The 15,401-nt window shown below is 50.0% G+C and carries 11 protein-coding genes; 6 read left to right on the top strand and 5 right to left on the bottom strand.

What is annotated here, in order from left to right:
- Positions 1-78 precede the first annotated feature (78 nt).
- Positions 79-2,847: a TonB-dependent receptor gene (locus tag ACXAFI_RS08630; RefSeq protein ID WP_475108472.1), complete on the top strand. Its 2,769-nt coding sequence runs from the start codon at positions 79-81 to the stop codon at positions 2,845-2,847.
- Positions 2,848-2,915: 68 nt separating this feature from the next.
- Positions 2,916-3,890 (top strand): isoaspartyl peptidase/L-asparaginase family protein, encoded by a 975-nt coding sequence (locus tag ACXAFI_RS08635; protein WP_475108473.1) that lies wholly within the window; start codon positions 2,916-2,918, stop codon positions 3,888-3,890.
- 76 nt (positions 3,891-3,966) lie between these two features.
- Here the strand turns inward: ACXAFI_RS08635 and ACXAFI_RS08640 are convergent, their stop codons facing one another.
- Positions 3,967-4,626: a TetR family transcriptional regulator gene (locus ACXAFI_RS08640; protein WP_444890341.1), complete on the bottom strand. Its 660-nt coding sequence runs from the start codon at positions 4,624-4,626 to the stop codon at positions 3,967-3,969.
- Positions 4,627-4,817: 191 nt separating this feature from the next.
- Here ACXAFI_RS08640 and ACXAFI_RS08645 point away from each other — a divergent pair, with 191 nt between their 5' ends.
- The 3 genes from ACXAFI_RS08645 to ACXAFI_RS08655 all read left to right on the top strand — a co-directional run bounded on the left by ACXAFI_RS08645 (position 4,818) and on the right by ACXAFI_RS08655 (position 10,442).
- On the top strand, positions 4,818-6,077 hold the full coding sequence (locus ACXAFI_RS08645; RefSeq protein ID WP_475108474.1) for an efflux RND transporter periplasmic adaptor subunit: 1,260 nt from the start codon (positions 4,818-4,820) through the stop codon (positions 6,075-6,077).
- Between the two features lie 11 nt (positions 6,078-6,088).
- The gene (locus ACXAFI_RS08650) at positions 6,089-9,265 is read left to right on the top strand and encodes an efflux RND transporter permease subunit (protein ID WP_475108475.1); all 3,177 of its coding nucleotides are present in this window, start codon (positions 6,089-6,091) and stop codon (positions 9,263-9,265) included.
- Between the two features lie 250 nt (positions 9,266-9,515).
- On the top strand, positions 9,516-10,442 hold the full coding sequence (locus ACXAFI_RS08655) for a metallophosphoesterase (protein WP_475108476.1): 927 nt from the start codon (positions 9,516-9,518) through the stop codon (positions 10,440-10,442).
- Between the two features lie 249 nt (positions 10,443-10,691).
- Here ACXAFI_RS08655 and ACXAFI_RS08660 read toward each other — a convergent pair whose 3' ends face one another.
- Both ACXAFI_RS08660 and ACXAFI_RS08665 read right to left on the bottom strand, forming a co-directional pair.
- Positions 10,692-11,285, bottom strand: coding sequence for an FMN-dependent NADH-azoreductase (locus ACXAFI_RS08660; protein ID WP_475108477.1), 594 nt, complete (start codon positions 11,283-11,285; stop codon positions 10,692-10,694).
- Between the two features lie 384 nt (positions 11,286-11,669).
- Positions 11,670-12,266, bottom strand: a complete 597-nt coding sequence (locus tag ACXAFI_RS08665) for an isochorismatase family protein (RefSeq protein WP_475108478.1) — start codon at positions 12,264-12,266, stop codon at positions 11,670-11,672.
- 314 nt (positions 12,267-12,580) lie between these two features.
- On the opposite strand from ACXAFI_RS08665, the gene ACXAFI_RS08670 reads away from it, so the two are divergent.
- On the top strand, positions 12,581-13,204 hold the full coding sequence (locus ACXAFI_RS08670) for a glutathione S-transferase N-terminal domain-containing protein (RefSeq protein ID WP_475108479.1): 624 nt from the start codon (positions 12,581-12,583) through the stop codon (positions 13,202-13,204).
- Between the two features lie 125 nt (positions 13,205-13,329).
- Here ACXAFI_RS08670 and ACXAFI_RS08675 read toward each other — a convergent pair whose 3' ends face one another.
- Together ACXAFI_RS08675 and ACXAFI_RS08680 are read right to left on the bottom strand one after the other, a co-directional pair.
- Entirely contained in the window at positions 13,330-14,187 is an 858-nt protein-coding gene (locus tag ACXAFI_RS08675; RefSeq protein WP_475108480.1) for a mechanosensitive ion channel family protein, read from the bottom strand.
- Between the two features lie 226 nt (positions 14,188-14,413).
- A complete protein-coding gene (locus ACXAFI_RS08680) occupies positions 14,414-15,160 on the bottom strand; it encodes a flavodoxin family protein (RefSeq protein ID WP_475108481.1) in 747 nt (248 codons plus the stop codon).
- Between the last annotated feature and the right edge of the window lie 241 nt (positions 15,161-15,401).

A 15,401-nucleotide genomic window follows, 5' to 3' on the forward strand; every position in this document is an offset into this window, starting at 1 on the left:
AAGACTTGGTAAGAGGGTATGCCGAGTTTAGAGGGTGCACGGAAGGCTCAAAAATTATAATAAAAGTGATGCTTAGCTATGAAAGAGAAAACCCAAAAAGAAAACCGCAGGACGGAATTACTTCGTACATCCGCCAGTGCACTGGTGTTATGCAGTGTCGTCGGTATGGCACAGGCGCAAAATACCGAGGAAGCCCAAAAAGAAAGCTTGGCGCTTGAAGAAGTAGAGGTATTGGGCATTCGACAGAGCATGGAGAAAAACCTCGATGTAAAGCGTTTTTCCAATGCGGTGGTGGACTCAATTACCGCTGAAGATATTGGCAAGTTCCCCGATAAAAACGTAGCTGATGCCTTACAGCGGGTACCGGGAGTCTCTATTGTCCGTAGTGGTGGTGAGGGCGCCAGGGTAAGTATTCGTGGTACAGCCCCAGAACTTACTTTCACTCAACTTAACGGTAACTATATTGCCACTCCGGGCGATGAGCCATCACGCTCGCTAGATTATTCCTTGTTGCCCGCAACAATGATTGCCCGTACAGATGTTTATAAGAGCCCTGAGGCAAAGCTGGATGAAGGCGGAATCGGTGGTACTGTCATTTTGCATACCCGCAAACCTCTGGATCTGGACGCGGGAGAGGGCATGCTATCGGTTGAAACAACTTACGCGGATGTCACTGAGAAGTATGAGCCACAATACACGGGTTTTTACTCATGGAAAAATGATCGGGAAACCTTTGGTGTATTAGTTGGTTACTCCAAGCAGGACCGTCAGAACCGGGTGATTAGCACCACCACTGAAAACTGGGGATGGCAAGGTGATGAAAAGCCGCACGATGGCGTAGAGGCCAGGGGGGCTATGGTAGATATCGATGGTAATGAGTACCGGGATTTCTATGCCCCCAGAGCCGTAGTGGGCAGCGTTTTTGAAGAGGAGCGTACCCGCGAGGGAATTCAGCTCAGTGCTCAGTGGCGTCCGGTTGAACAACTTGAGCTGGGTGTCAATTATTTTCGCTTTGAGCAGGGTGGCAACTCAGAGAATTACCGTATTGTATTTCCAGAGTGGAACTATGGTGATGCAGTTGCACCCGGTAGCCTTAAATTTGACGAGGATGGCGATACCTTACTCGGTATTGGCATGTTGGACAGAGGACAGGCCGAATTGCAGTCTCCTCAAGTCGCTGGTGACTACACGCGAGCTGAATATGTGTCAGATACCTTGGATTTTAATGCTATTTACCAAGGTGATGGCTATATCGTGCGATTGGTACTGGGCAGCACCAGTGCGGAGGGCGGACCTTCTGAGAAATTGTTTGCCTCAGTAAACTCTCGCTATGGCACTGTGACTGACTGGAGCTGGGACCTAAGCAGTGGTACTGCAGAGATAGATACCAGTGCCGATCTGGGAGACCCCAATACTTACCCCTTATACGATTGGTTTTCTTCGCACTGGACCAGTAGTGAGGATGATGAAAACTACTACCAGCTAGATGTATCTATCGATATGGATTACGGCTGGCTGACCTCCCTTGATGTAGGACTTAAATACCGCGACCACGAAATTAACCGACGCATTACTAAACAAGCTTGGGATGATGATAACCCGCCGTGTCCGACTATTAACTGGCCGAATGAAGACGGTAAAGATGGTCTTTGTTATCCCTGGTGGCCGGACGATTCTTTCCACACCGACCCTAATGGCGTTCCGGATACGATCGATATCCTTTCTAGTGGCCCACTCGATAATATCATTGGCGGTGTAAAAGTGCCCAACTTTGCCTACCTGGAGTTCGAGAAGCTAAAAGAGTTTCTCTATGAGACTTATGGTGATCCTACAGTGATCGTAGAACGGGACCAGGACTATCGCATCGGTGAGGAGGTGACTGCGGCCTATGTACAGCAGAATTTTGCTTCTGCCACTTTGCGCGGTAATTTTGGTGTTCGCGCGGTGCAGACCAAGCAATATGCCCGAACCTACGACAACATTGATGGCGTTTTGCAAGATGAGCCCAATATTCGCGATAGCATTAACACCGATTTTTTGCCAAGCGCCAATATCGCTTGGGATATTAACGATGATTTAGTAATGCGTGCAGCCCTCGCAAGGGTTGTCGCTCGAGTTAATTATGATGACCTCGGTGGCTCTGAATCAATACACGCCCCATTGCCAGGAGCGACCGTAAGAGATGGATTTGCGGGGAACTCCGAATTGGAACCCTATAAAGCGGATCAGTTTGATTTGGGTCTGGAATGGTACTTCGACGATGCTTCCGCAATGGGAGTAACCCTGTTCAGGAAGGATATTGCATCATTCGTCATTAACGGCAGCTCCCTAGTAACCAGGGAAATCGACGGTGAAATTTGGAATGTAAATATGTCGATGCCTGTTAATGGCACCGATGCCACCGCTCAGGGTGCCGAGCTGTTTGTGCAATATGCCTTTGATAACGGTTTTGGGGTTTTTGCCAACTACACCTATACGGACACAGAACTGGCCAATCTTGACCTCGAAAGCGGTGAAACAATCAAAACAGAAATTGCGGGTACCTCTAAAGATCAATACAACCTTTCGGTGTACTACGAGAATGACCTTTTCAGTGTGAGAGCCTCTTACAACTATCGCAGCGCCTATGCGGATGGCTATAGCAACGGCGTGAATACGTTTACTGATGAGTATAATCAGCTTGATGTTAATGCTTCTTATAGTTTGATGGAAAACCTTACTCTCACTGCCTCCATTATTAATCTCACCGAAGAGAAGGTGGATAGATATTGGGGTGAAGAAAACAGAGTCTTGGGTTCCTCCTACTCAGGTCGCCGCGCCTATATGGGGCTGACTTACAGCTTCTGATCCCGCCATAACTTCGGCGCACAGATACAGTAATGTCTCTGTGCGCTTTCCATTTGAGACAAATCATTGTGATCAGCAAAAGAAAATTCCTGAAATACTCCTTCCTGGGCACTGCTGGCGCCATGGCAACACCTTCAGCGGCAGCTATGGCAAGGCGTTATACGAAGAAGGGAAAAAAGCCCGTAGTCATATCAACCTGGAACCATGGGGGCCCAGCCAATGAGGCAGCTTGGCAGGTTCTCACAGGGGGTGGCAGGGCTTTGGATGCCGTAGAGGCAGGTGCTCGGGTGCCGGAAGCTGACCCGCAGGTAACCAGTGTTGGCTATGGCGGTTTTCCCGATCGCGATGGTGTAGTGACTCTTGATGCCTGCATTATGGATGACAAACAAAATTGTGGTTCAGTGGCTTTTTTACAGGGTATCAAGCATCCCATCTCGGTTGCGCGAAAGGTGATGGGGGAAACTCCACATGTAATGTTGGTCGGCGAGGGCGCACAGCGTTTTGCAGTTGAACAGGGGTTTGACATTGAGAACCTGTTAACTCCAAAAGCTGAAGCCGCCTGGCGTGAGTGGAAACGCGAGTCCCGGTACCAGCCGGTAATCAATAGAGAAAACCACGATACTATCGGCATCTTAGCCGTGGACCAGGACGGCAATCTCTCAGGTGCCTGCACCACTAGTGGCGCGGCTTTCAAGATGCATGGGCGGGTAGGGGACTCGCCGATTATCGGTGCCGGACTCTATGTCGACAATGAAGTGGGTGCGGCTACTGCCACGGGTATGGGCGAGCTAATGATTAAGACTGTCGGTTGCCATCAAGTAGTGGAGCTGATGCGTCATGGCTATACACCGGAGGAAGCCTGTCGTGAGGCGGTGGAGCGTATTGCGCGCAAGCTGGGGGACTATAAGAAGTTCCAGGTGGGTTTCCTGGCTTTAGATAAAGTCGGTAATTACGGTGCTCACTGTATTCACCCGGGTTTTAATTATGCAGTAAGAGATGCGAGCGGTGCACAATTAGTAGATTCGAAAAGTAAACTCGGCTGATTGTCTTCTTGGAGCAAGCCGCAGTTAGTTGACTTGCCCCAATAGGAAGAAAATTCGAATTTGCTCAATACACTGCTCAGTGCAAAGTTCGTGCTTGCTGCCTGTTTAGACGCAGTTCTGGGGAGAAGCGAATCATATCTAGGAGAGCATCAAAATAATGTTCACCTAAGTCGCCAAGGTCTACAAAGCGTGGAGAAAGAAGCCAGTCTTCCAGAACACCAAAAAGGCCTCCGTGAAGCATTTGTTGGGCCAGTTTCAGATCCAGGTCAGGAGGTAATTGACCGGCTGATAGTGCAATCTCCAACAATTCTCCCATTCGCTCCAGCCGCTCTGTACGGCCTTGCTTAATACGGTGAGTGGACTCGCATACTTCACTGATTGGGTCACATGGCAGGAAGATAATCTCCAGCAAGCGCTGCCATTCATCATTGCAGGCAATCTCATCAAATAGCCATATCCAGCGGGTACGAAGGGTGCCTAGAGGGTCTCTCTTCAACTCATCACCGGCCGCCGCGCAGAGGTCTTCACCGGGCAGGCGCATGCGCTCGGTTAGAGCGTTGAGTAGCCCAACTCTGTCGCGGAAATGGCTATGCAGGGAATCACGAGTGACTCCGGCAAGCTCCGCGACTGCCGTTAGGGAGGCGTGGGTGACGCCAGATTCGTGAAAAACACGAATCGCGGCGTCTAAGATACGCTCTCGGGTGTTAAGTATTTGCTCTTCTCTATATTTAGCCATGGGCAATGCAGCTTCTTCATTATCGTAATCGCCTCATTTGACCGCATATTCACGGCTGTTCGCCGCATGAAAACAAATGAGACTTTAGTGCAAACCCTTGAAAACACTGGGTAAAAGTGCATGTTAGTCGATATTCATGCGCTGATGAATAGTTGATCGGATTTCATCACTACACATAAAATGCGTGGCCATTGGAGTTAGACCTTCCTGTCACCATCTCTTTTTCTCCCGAACTGACCGCAGTATCCAGGCCGTCAGCCCTGATCGAGGTAACCATGCTCAATAAAAAAGCGTTTATCAGTCTTTTGATCACTAGTGCATTGCTTGCCGCTTGTGATGAAAGAACCGCTGCGCCACCGATGCCGGCGCCACAGGTGACTGTGGTTACGCTGGAAACCGAGCCGGTTACGCTTACCAGAGAGCTGCCTGGTCGCACTTCACCTTTCAAGGTGGCGCAAGTTCGTCCACAGGTAAATGGCATCATAAAACAGCAATTGTTCCGTGAAGGTGGGCGTGTCGATGCAAATCAGCCACTTTATCAGCTGGATGACGCCATTTACCAAGCGGATGTGGATAGTGCGCGCGCTAAATTACAGGGGGCAAATGCGGCTATGAATATCGCCCGCCTCAAGGCTGAGCGTACCGCAGGCCTTGTTAAGAGTGGCGCTGTCAGCAAGCAGGAGAATGATGTCGCGGAGGCAGACTTGCAGGAAGCCCGCGCCTCTGTTGCTGCTGCCAGGGCGGAGTTACACCGAGCCGAGATCCAGCTGGACTATGCCCAGATTACCTCGCCGATTACTGGCCGTATTGGTAAATCCAGTGTCACTCAGGGTGCCTTGGTAGCGGCCAATCAGGCCGCAACTTTGGCCACTGTGCAACAGCTGGACCCCATCTATGTGGATGTTACCCAGTCCGCAGCAGAGCTGGTCAGCCTGCGTCGGGCCCTCCAGGCGGGTACATTGGCAGATGCCACAAATCTGCCAGTTAAGATTTTGCTGGAAGATGGCAGTGAGTTTGAACATCAAGGCAAGCTCGAGTTTGCCGAAGCCAGTGTCGATCCCTCTACTGGCAGTGTGTTGCTGCGAGTCGTTGTCCCCAATCCAGACAATATGCTGCTGCCAGGCATGTACGTGCGCGCGATAGTGGGTAGCGGTGTACGGGAAAATGCCATTCTGGTGCCTCAACAAGGTATTGCAAGGGACCCGAAAGGTAACACTTCGGCAATGGTGGTCAATGAAGAGAATATTGTTGCCCAACGCTCTGTTCGGGTCAGTCGCACAGTCGGTAACCGCTGGTTGGTAGAAGAGGGGCTGGAGCCCGGTGACCGTGTCGTAGTGGCTGGATTGCAGAAAATTCGCCCCGGTGCGCCGGTGCAGCCTAGTGAACGTGAGGATAAACAGGTACCTGAAGTAGCTGGTGACGGCGACACTGCCGCTGATCAGGGTTCCTGAGGGTAGGGGTTATGGCGAGCTTTTTTATCAACCGGCCCATCTTTGCCTGGGTTCTGGCAATTATCACCATGCTGGCAGGTGCATTGTCTATCAGCAAGTTGGCGGTGGAGCGCTATCCGAATATCGCACCGCCCTCTATTAATATTGAGGCCAGTTATCCCGGCGCCTCCGCCAAAGTGGTGGAAGATTCGGTGACGCAGATTCTGGAGCGGAATATGAAAGGTCTCGATGGCCTTCTCTATATGTCTGCTGTCAGTCAATCTAACGGTGGTGTGTCTGTCTCCCTTACGTTTGAGAATGGTACCGACCCTGATACCGCACAGGTGCAAGTCCAAAACAAAGTACAGCTGGCAATGCCGCTGTTGCCCCAAGAGGTGCAGTTACAAGGGGTCAATGTCAGTAAGTCCCGTGGTGGCTTCTTGATGGTTGCAGGTTTTGTCTCCGAAGACGGCAGTATGAACCGCAACGACATTGCCGATTACATCAACTCAGCGATTGTGGACCCGGTTAGCCGGGTGCCAGGTGTCGGTAATGTGCAGGTGTTCGGCTCCAAATATGCAATGCGTATCTGGCTCGATCCCAACAAGCTGACTACTTACGATTTGACACCGAATGATGTAGCCGCGGCGGTACGGGCCCAAAATGCCCAGGTCACAGTGGGCAGCCTTGGTGGCGCACCGGCGGTGCCAGGGCAGCAACTCAATGCCTCTATTACCTCCCAGGAGCGCCTGCAAACCCCGCAACAGTTCCGGGAAATCGTGGTACGAGCCAATGATGATGGCTCCATACTGCGGCTTGGCGATGTCGCCCGCGTTGAGTTGGGAGCAGAGAATTATGAATTTATCTCCCGCTACAATCGCCAGCCGGCTACCGGTATCGCCATTAACCTGGCCACCGGTGCCAACGCACTGGACACCGCCGAAGGCGTGAAAGCGAAGCTCAAAGAACTGGAGCCTTTCTTCCCTCGGGGGCTTACTTCGGTCGTACCATTTGATACCACGCCCTTTGTGGAGGTCTCCATTAAAGGCGTGATCAGTACATTGATTGAAGCGATTGTGCTGGTCTTCCTGGTGATGTATTTGTTCCTGCAGAATTTCCGTGCAACCCTGATCCCTACAATCGCAGTACCGGTGGTGCTGTTGGGTACCTTTGCCGTACTCGCAGCACTGGGCTTCTCGGTCAATATGCTCACAATGTTCGCTATGGTATTGGCCATTGGCCTGCTAGTGGACGACGCTATTGTGGTGGTGGAAAATGTAGAACGGGTGATGCGCGAAGAGGGCTTATCGCCAAAGGAAGCCACTAAAAAATCCATGCACCAGATTACCCCGGCATTGATCGGAATTGGTGTCGTGCTGTCGGCGGTGTTTGTGCCAATGGCATTTATGGATGGCGCCACTGGCGTAATTTACCGGCAGTTCTCAGCAACTATTGTTGCTGCCATGGCCTTGTCTGTATTAGTGGCGATTATCCTGACCCCCGCACTATGTGCCACCTTGCTGAAACCACTTTCAAAAGGGGAAAGCCACGGTGAGAAAGGCTTCTTCGGTTGGTTCAATCGCAACTTTGAGCGCGGCAGTCGGCGCTACCAGGGCGGAGTGCAGGGCATTCTAAAACGTAGCGGCCGCTTTATGCTGTTGTTTGTGGCCCTTTCCGCTGTGATGGCCTTTTTATTCCTGCGTTTGCCCAGCTCCTTCCTGCCCGATGAAGACCAGGGTGTGCTCTTCTCTATGGTGCAGGCACCCGTGGGCGCGACCCAGGAACGCACCATGGAATCTATCCGCAAAGTGGAAGATCAATTCCTGGATAATGAGCAGGGCACTGTGAAGTCAGTATTTTCGGTGCAGGGCTTTAGCTTTGCCGGTAGCGGCCAGAATACCGGTATCGCCTTTGTGAATATGGAAGACTGGTCTGAGCGGGAAGAAGAGTCGCAAAGTGCTGGCGCAGTAGCCATGCGTGCTATGGGCGCGCTGATGCAAATTAAAGATGCCATGGCTTTTGCCTTTGCACCGCCGCCTCTGCCAGAGTTGGGTTCTTCTGGTGGCTTTAACTTTTACTTAAAAGATAACGGCAACCTGGGGCACGAAGCACTGACTGCTGCCCGCAACCAATTCTTGGGGATGGCCGGGCAGAGTAAGTTACTGTCTAACGTACGTCCCAATGGCCAGGAGGACACGCCGCAATTTCGAGTGAAAATCGACAATGCCAAAGCTGCGACCCTCGGCTTGTCTATTGCCGATATTAACAGCGCGCTGAGTACCGCTTGGGGTGGCTCCTATATTGATGATTTTATCGATCGCGGCCGGGTCAAGTGGGTTTATATGCAGGCGGATGCGCCATATCGCATGGTGCCGGAAGACTTCCAGCTTTGGTCCGTGCGCAATGATAAAGGCGATATGGTGCCTCTATCTTCCTTTGCCAGTTTTTCCTGGGAATATGGATCTCCCCGTTTGGAACGCTATAACGGTGTGCCCTCCATGCAGATCAATGGTCAGGCAGCAGCGGGGGTCAGTTCTGGCGAGGCCATGGCAGAAGTGGAGAGCTTGGTAGCGCAATTGCCAGCTGGGGTTGGTGTTGAGTGGAGTGGCCTTTCCTATCAAGAGCGCGCTGCCGGTGCACAAACACCACTGCTCTATACCCTGTCATTACTTATTGTATTCTTGTGTCTTGCCGCTCTCTATGAGAGCTGGACAGTACCGACCGCCGTATTGTTGATGGCGCCGCTCGGTATCCTAGGCGCAGTGCTTGCCAACAGTTTGCGCGGCATGGAGAGGGATATCTATTTCCAGGTAGCTATGCTGACCACTGTCGGCTTGACCAGTAAGAACGCCATTCTGATTGTGGAGTTTGCCAAGCAAAACCTGGAAAACGGAATGGAACTGGTGGAAGCGACCATGCGTGCAGTTCGTGATCGCCTGCGCCCTATCCTGATGACTTCTTTGGCTTTTGGCTTGGGGGTTCTTCCACTGGCGATAGCCACTGGTGCAGGTTCTGGCGCACAGCGTGCGATTGGAACCGGGGTACTGGGGGGAATGGTTGTGGGCACGCTGCTGGGAATCTTCTTTATACCGCTGTTCTTTGTAGTGGTGCAGAGATTGTTTGGGCGTAAAACTAGAGTGAGCAGAACTGATACTGGGCAGGATCAAGTTCTTGCCAGTAAAAAGACAGAAGCTGCGGAAGCTTTGTAAGTCTCAAGCCAGAGAAAAGCCAGGCCGCATTTTCTGGCCTGGCTTTTTTGTATTCGCTCTTTATAGAGCACACCTTAAATGTAAGTGAACTCAGTAATTCCCAGGTTGGCAGTAGCTTCGGCTATTTTCTTCGCCCCATGCCCAGCTTTCGGGAAATGCGTTCATTTCATAAAATGGACAGAGTAATCCTTGATACAAAAATCGGGATTTTGATACTGAAGCTTTCTTGTACTTTAGAGGCAGGACCAGGATGGAACACTGCAAGTACGACATTATTGGCGATATTCATGGTCACGCCAGCGCATTGATCGAGCTGCTCGATGTGCTCGATTACCGGGAAACAAGCAGTGGTTATGCGCACCCAGAACGCAAAGTCATCTTTCTTGGAGACTTTATCGACCGCGGTGAACACCTGGTAGAGCACCGCAAGCTCCTGAAGATAGTTATGAGCATGGTCAACAATGGTCATGCCGAAGCGATTATGGGTAATCACGAGTTTAATGCCTTGGCTTATCACACCGAAGTCAATGGCAAGTCCCTGCGCCCACATACCGATAAAAATAAAAAACAACACCAGGCCTTTCTGAATGAGTACCCGGATAACGATTCAGAAAAATCTCATGTACTGGATTTCTTCAGGTCATTACCGCTATGGCTTGACCTGGGTCCACTGCGAGCAGTACACGCTTGCTGGGATATGAAAAGTATTGATTTTTTGAAATCAAAAACTGACAGGGCGAGGTTAACGTCTGAGCTATTGGTGGAAGCTAGCTCCCAAGGCAGTGACGCCTTCAAAGCGGTGGAAACTCTGCTCAAAGGTTATGAAGTTGAACTACCTCAAAATGTAAGTTTTCTGGATAAGGATGGTAATCGCCGCTTTGCTGTTCGTGTTCAATGGTGGAACGCTTCTGCAAAAGCGCTGGGTGAGATAGCGTTACCACGTGGTGTTGATATCGGTTCTGCCGCTAGCTTGCCTGTGCCTAGGGGTATTCCTTATTACCCTAAAGCAGGTAAGCCCTGCTTTATCGGTCACTATTGGCTTAAAGGTGTGCCAGCACCTCTAAGCGATAATGTAGTTTGTCTCGACTATTCCGTCGCAGGGAATGGCAAGCTCGTTGCTTATCGATTTGATGGTGAACAGGTATTGAGCAAAGACAAGTTTGTGTTCGTGGCGTAGATACTGGCTAGTTGGAGTTTACATTGCCGGGTTATCCATCTTTGAGCTGTCAAAAACAAGACAGTTTAATCGAGTGAAATTGCCACAGTTCCCGCCAGTGAATGACTGATCTTCACGTGTGTCTTCATGGTTAATAGATTGAGCAGCTCCTCCCATTCTTAATGGGAAATAAGCCGAGAGGGGAGACCTGCTCGGCTTATTGATGAGCTTCTATATCTAATTCTAGTGTTAACGGATTTGGGAGCTTGCTTATGCAAGCTGGGCGATACGCTCGTTTGCAGCAGTCAATGCTTTTTCTTTGGCATCATCTCCCGTTGCTAGTCCTTCCGTGTATATGAACTCGATATTGGTTATTCCCACAAAACCGAGGAGTTGGCGGAGAAACGCGCTCTGTGAATGCTCGTTGCCGTAGTATCCACCTCGCGCGATAAAGATAATTGTCTTCTTGTCTTTCAGTAGCCCCTCAGGCCCATTGGGCGTATAGCGGAAAGTAACCCCCGCTCGGGCAATATGGTCAAAATAGGTATGCAGGGTAGAAGGGATGTTGAAGTTGTACATGGGAACACCAAAGACCAGTACATCTGCAGAGGAAATCTCTTCAATTAGCTTGTCTGAAAGTTCCACGATGTCCTGTTGTTCACGGCTACGTTGCTCTGCCGGAGTAGTGAATGCTTGAAAGCGATCGAGGGTCAGGTGGGGGATAGGTTCCGTTACCAGATCGCGCTCGGTCACTTCTCCATTTGGGTTTTTTGCTTTCCAGCTCTTTACATACTTTGTAGCCAGCTGGGAGGTCTGGCCACCGGATTGGAACATACTGGACTGGATGCTGAGTAGCTTTGCCATGTTTGGCCCCTCGTAAGTTGATTGGATTGGGTGCCATTTAACCATCGCTTTATTCGATTAAAAATTAGAAATAAGCCGATAAACCTATCGATTTATTAGAATGATTGCGGTCTGCCCGTACGAGCTAGCAAAGAAGCCCCAAGGCTCCTGACCACTGGGTCCCAGAGTGTCAAAAGGTCCTTGGATGTCAGTGGGTCCTTGGGTGTCGGTGTTGAGGGAGTGGTAAATATAGGCCTTGGAGGGCACACAAGTCAGCCGTATGGAGCTTATGCCGAACTAATACAGCTGAACCGTGATAAAGAAGTTACCCCTGGAGTTGATCAGAACTAATCCTGTCTAATGAATTTTTATCCGTAGTAGCTATCGAATAAGCGCCAACAGAATCTAGCCTTCAACTAAAGGCTTCAATATCTCTTCGTACATAATGGACTGGATGGTTTGCCCCGTTGTACTGGCCCAATCTGTAGCAAGCTCTGCCATTAGTTGATTTGTGGTAGTAATGCCTACACCAGCGTTCCTCATTCGCTCGATGGAAATTTCATCTGCGATCTGGGTTGGAGAGCCACCACCATCTGCCACAACTTGTACCTCGTAGCCATCCTCTACAGCACTGATAGCGGGATAAATAATACACACATCGTTAGTTAGGCCTGCCATTATCAGTTTTTTCCTGCCTGTAACCTCCACGGCAGATTTGAATGGCTCAAATGTCCAGGCATCTACTACCCCTGGCCGCTTAATCCTTTGGGCATGAGCTTCGGGAGCTATCTTTTCGAGGTCGTCAAAGAGAGGGCCCTGAAAGTGGTCTTCTTGACTGGTTGTGAATAGCAGCGGCATACCTGTTTTGACCGCGGTACGGGCTAAGGCACGTACATTTGCCAGTAGGTGTGCATGGCTGATATTGCGTGCAAGTTTGACAGTCCCCACTTGATGATCAATCAAAAGCATCGCGGTACTATCCGTTGTGAAGAGGTTTTTCATAAACCTTTCCCTATTCTTTGTTGGTTTAATCTCTTTAATTACCCAGGAAAGCTTCAGACTGATAGAGAGCAATAAATGAATATACTGCTCGTAAAATTTTATGCCTGAATTCTCAATCCCTGGGTTTCCCTTTCACTATAAATGCTATGAGCTTAAGCTATGGTTAAACAAACCTGTGACACTAGTTATTGAATTCTCCGCCTTTTCCTTGAGATCAATATAAGCGCCAAAGAAAAAGGATTTATTGATCAGTCTGTCCTGGGATGATCAACAGTAGTAAGAAAATTGGCCTTCAAACTCTATTGGACTAACCCATGATGAAACTCTACGCCATGCCGGGGACCTGCGCTCTAGCGCCTAATATCGCTTCAGTTTGGGCTAACTTGCCCGTTGAGTTAGTAAACCTTGAGAGGGGAGAGCATCAATCTGGCGCTTATCTAAAAGTGAACCCGAAGGGGCAGGTTCCCGCTTTATTGTTTGATGATGGCCAGGTTTTAACCGAAGCTTTGGCAATTCTTTTGTATATTGCTTCCTTATCCGAGGTCCCTGAGCTGATACCCCGTGGACCTATGGAATGGGCAAGGCAGGCTGAAGCGCTTTCCTATATGAGCTCTGAGGTTCACTCGGATTTCGGCCCCCACTTTGTGCCCGAGAGATTTGCTTCATCTCCAGAAGCGAAAGAAGATGTTCAACAACATACCTATAGAAAGTTAGAAGCGCACTTTCGTAGGCTCGACACCTCTTTCAAGGAGGCCGGGGGGGATGGCTTTCTTGGGCGCCGAACGGTGGTCGATGCTTATCTATTCGTCTTGTGCCGTTGGATGGATTCAACCCCCCTCGATCTCTCTTCGTTTCCCTCTCTTGCTGAATTTCGCAGCCGCCTTGAGAGCGAGGAGGCTGTGATCCGCGCACTCAAGCGCCAAAAAATGACTGTTTAAGAGATCTCGACTAATACGGTTTGCTTGAACTATTTGCTTGAACTAATAGGGGGTCATTAGGGGGGGGGCATATTGCCTGTGGCATCCATGCCATGTTGTCCCGCTTACCAAAGCTAATCCGTTGATTAGCTTTTATCGTTTTCTTTTGCCTCGAGCTCCTTGGTTTTCTCGAACCAGAAGTTGTAGAAATCTTCTGTGACCAGTTGCTCGATATTCGTGGCTTCTTCCCTCGGGCAAAATACAGTCACAGTGATCACATCGTGACCCAGCTCGTTACTGGTGATGCACACTTTTGCATCCGGCCCAGCAAGCTCTACGCCCATACGGTTTTCAATGAGTTTGCAGTAACGTTCGGCAACTTCGCGAAAGGAGTCACAGTGTTCCTTTAAGCGTTCCGCAATAAAGTTTTTGGCTTCAAAGGGATTTACTTTTCCGCTTTCACGAGTGATCGAGAAAGAATGCTCGATATAGCGACGCTTGAAATTCAAGTTCTTTACTGGTTGGGTAAAGAAAGCATTGTTAGGGATATAGAGCGTGGTGCCGGTATATCCGTTGCCCAACCCGTGAGGATCAATCTCTAACAGTGTGGTGCTCAACCAATCACTGTCGGTAACTTCACCAAACTGATCGCCCACTTTGACCCAGTCTCCTACGGTAAAGGAGCGCATATTGGCCTGATAAAGTCCCCCAACCAGACACTGAACAACTTCCCGCAGGGCCAATACGATAGCGACCGAGAAGGCGGCAATCGATAGGGCAAACTCGCGTAATTCCGTGACCCAGACAGCAATAACACCTATGACCAATAACAGGTTGCCCAGATTATGCACGGTATTGATACGGCGGCGCTTATCTGCCTTTGCCCAACCACTGCGGACTATGGCCAGCGTGGCGAATCCTCGCAGTAATAAGATAACTACGATGACACAAAAGGTAATAAAAAGTTTGCTCTCGAGAATGTGTTGCAGTAACTCGGGTTTCATTCGAAGGGGATTACCTCGTTGTTGTTATACGCAACAACCTCCTCTGGCTATTGCCCGGCAAGCATAGCTGATGGGTATTGGGCCGAGGGGGGTGTGGCGGGGGTATAAAAGAAGGGCGCAATGTATCTTCTTGCGCCCCCACTTGTAAATATGTTCAGGGAAAAAGCGATAGAAAGGGCCAGTTAGACCCTTGCCCGATATCGGAAATCCCTTATACAGCAGACTGCTAGCGGTAATCTGGATTGGGAAAGTCGGGCTTGCAGCCTGCATCCCAGGCGGAGCGCTGGTTGCCATGGGCGGGGATTCCACCAGCGTCCTTCAGGATTCGCGCCAGGTGTAAAAGATTCCAGGTCATAAATGAGGTATTGCGGTTGGTAAAGTCGTTTTCTGGCCCACCCGATCCAGGGTCTAGATAGGAAGGGCCGGGGCCGGCTTCACCAACCCAGCCGGCATCTGCTTGAGGTGGTATCACATATCCCAAGTGTTGCAGGGAATAGAGAATATTCATCGCGCAATGTTTAGCGCCATCTTCATTACCAGTGATCAGGCAACCACCGACTTTGCCGTAATAGGCATACTGTCCCTGATCATTTAGGTCTGATGAATTGGCGTAGAGGCGCTCTATTGTTTGGGTGCAGATTGAGGATTTTTCACCAAGCCAAATGGGGGTTGTGATCACGAGGATATCTGCCTCGCTAACCTGGCGATAGATATTGGGCCAGTCATCATTTTCCCAGCCGTGCTCGGTCATGTCTGGATAAACGCCGAAGGCGATATCATGGTCTACCGGTCTTAGAACACTTACCGCAACGCGATTTCTCTCCATAATCTCACGGGAAATATTGATCAGCCCATCTGTATGGGAGAGTTCTGGTGTTGGCTTGAGGGTACAGTTAAGGAATAGGGCTTTCAGATCTGAGAAGTCCCAATGGCTGGATTCACAGTCCTTGATTTGCTGCTTGTTCAGAGGCATCTCTGATCTCCTTTTCACTGCACAGTATTGAACCTGCGCCAAGATGTGAATACAGGTATAGCAGTCAGAAAATAAAATACGTTATCAATAGGGACTAATAATATGCAGTTTGAAGATACCGTGAAATCGGCGGCTTCCAGTGACAAAGTTAAGGCTGCCACTGGTTAGGTTACATGTGTTTCAATGGTTGATCGTAATGATAATGGGGGCAGGGCTAATAGGTTGTTGCAGATTTGATGGC

This window comes from Microbulbifer sp. ABH2_005 (genome assembly GCF_056160005.1).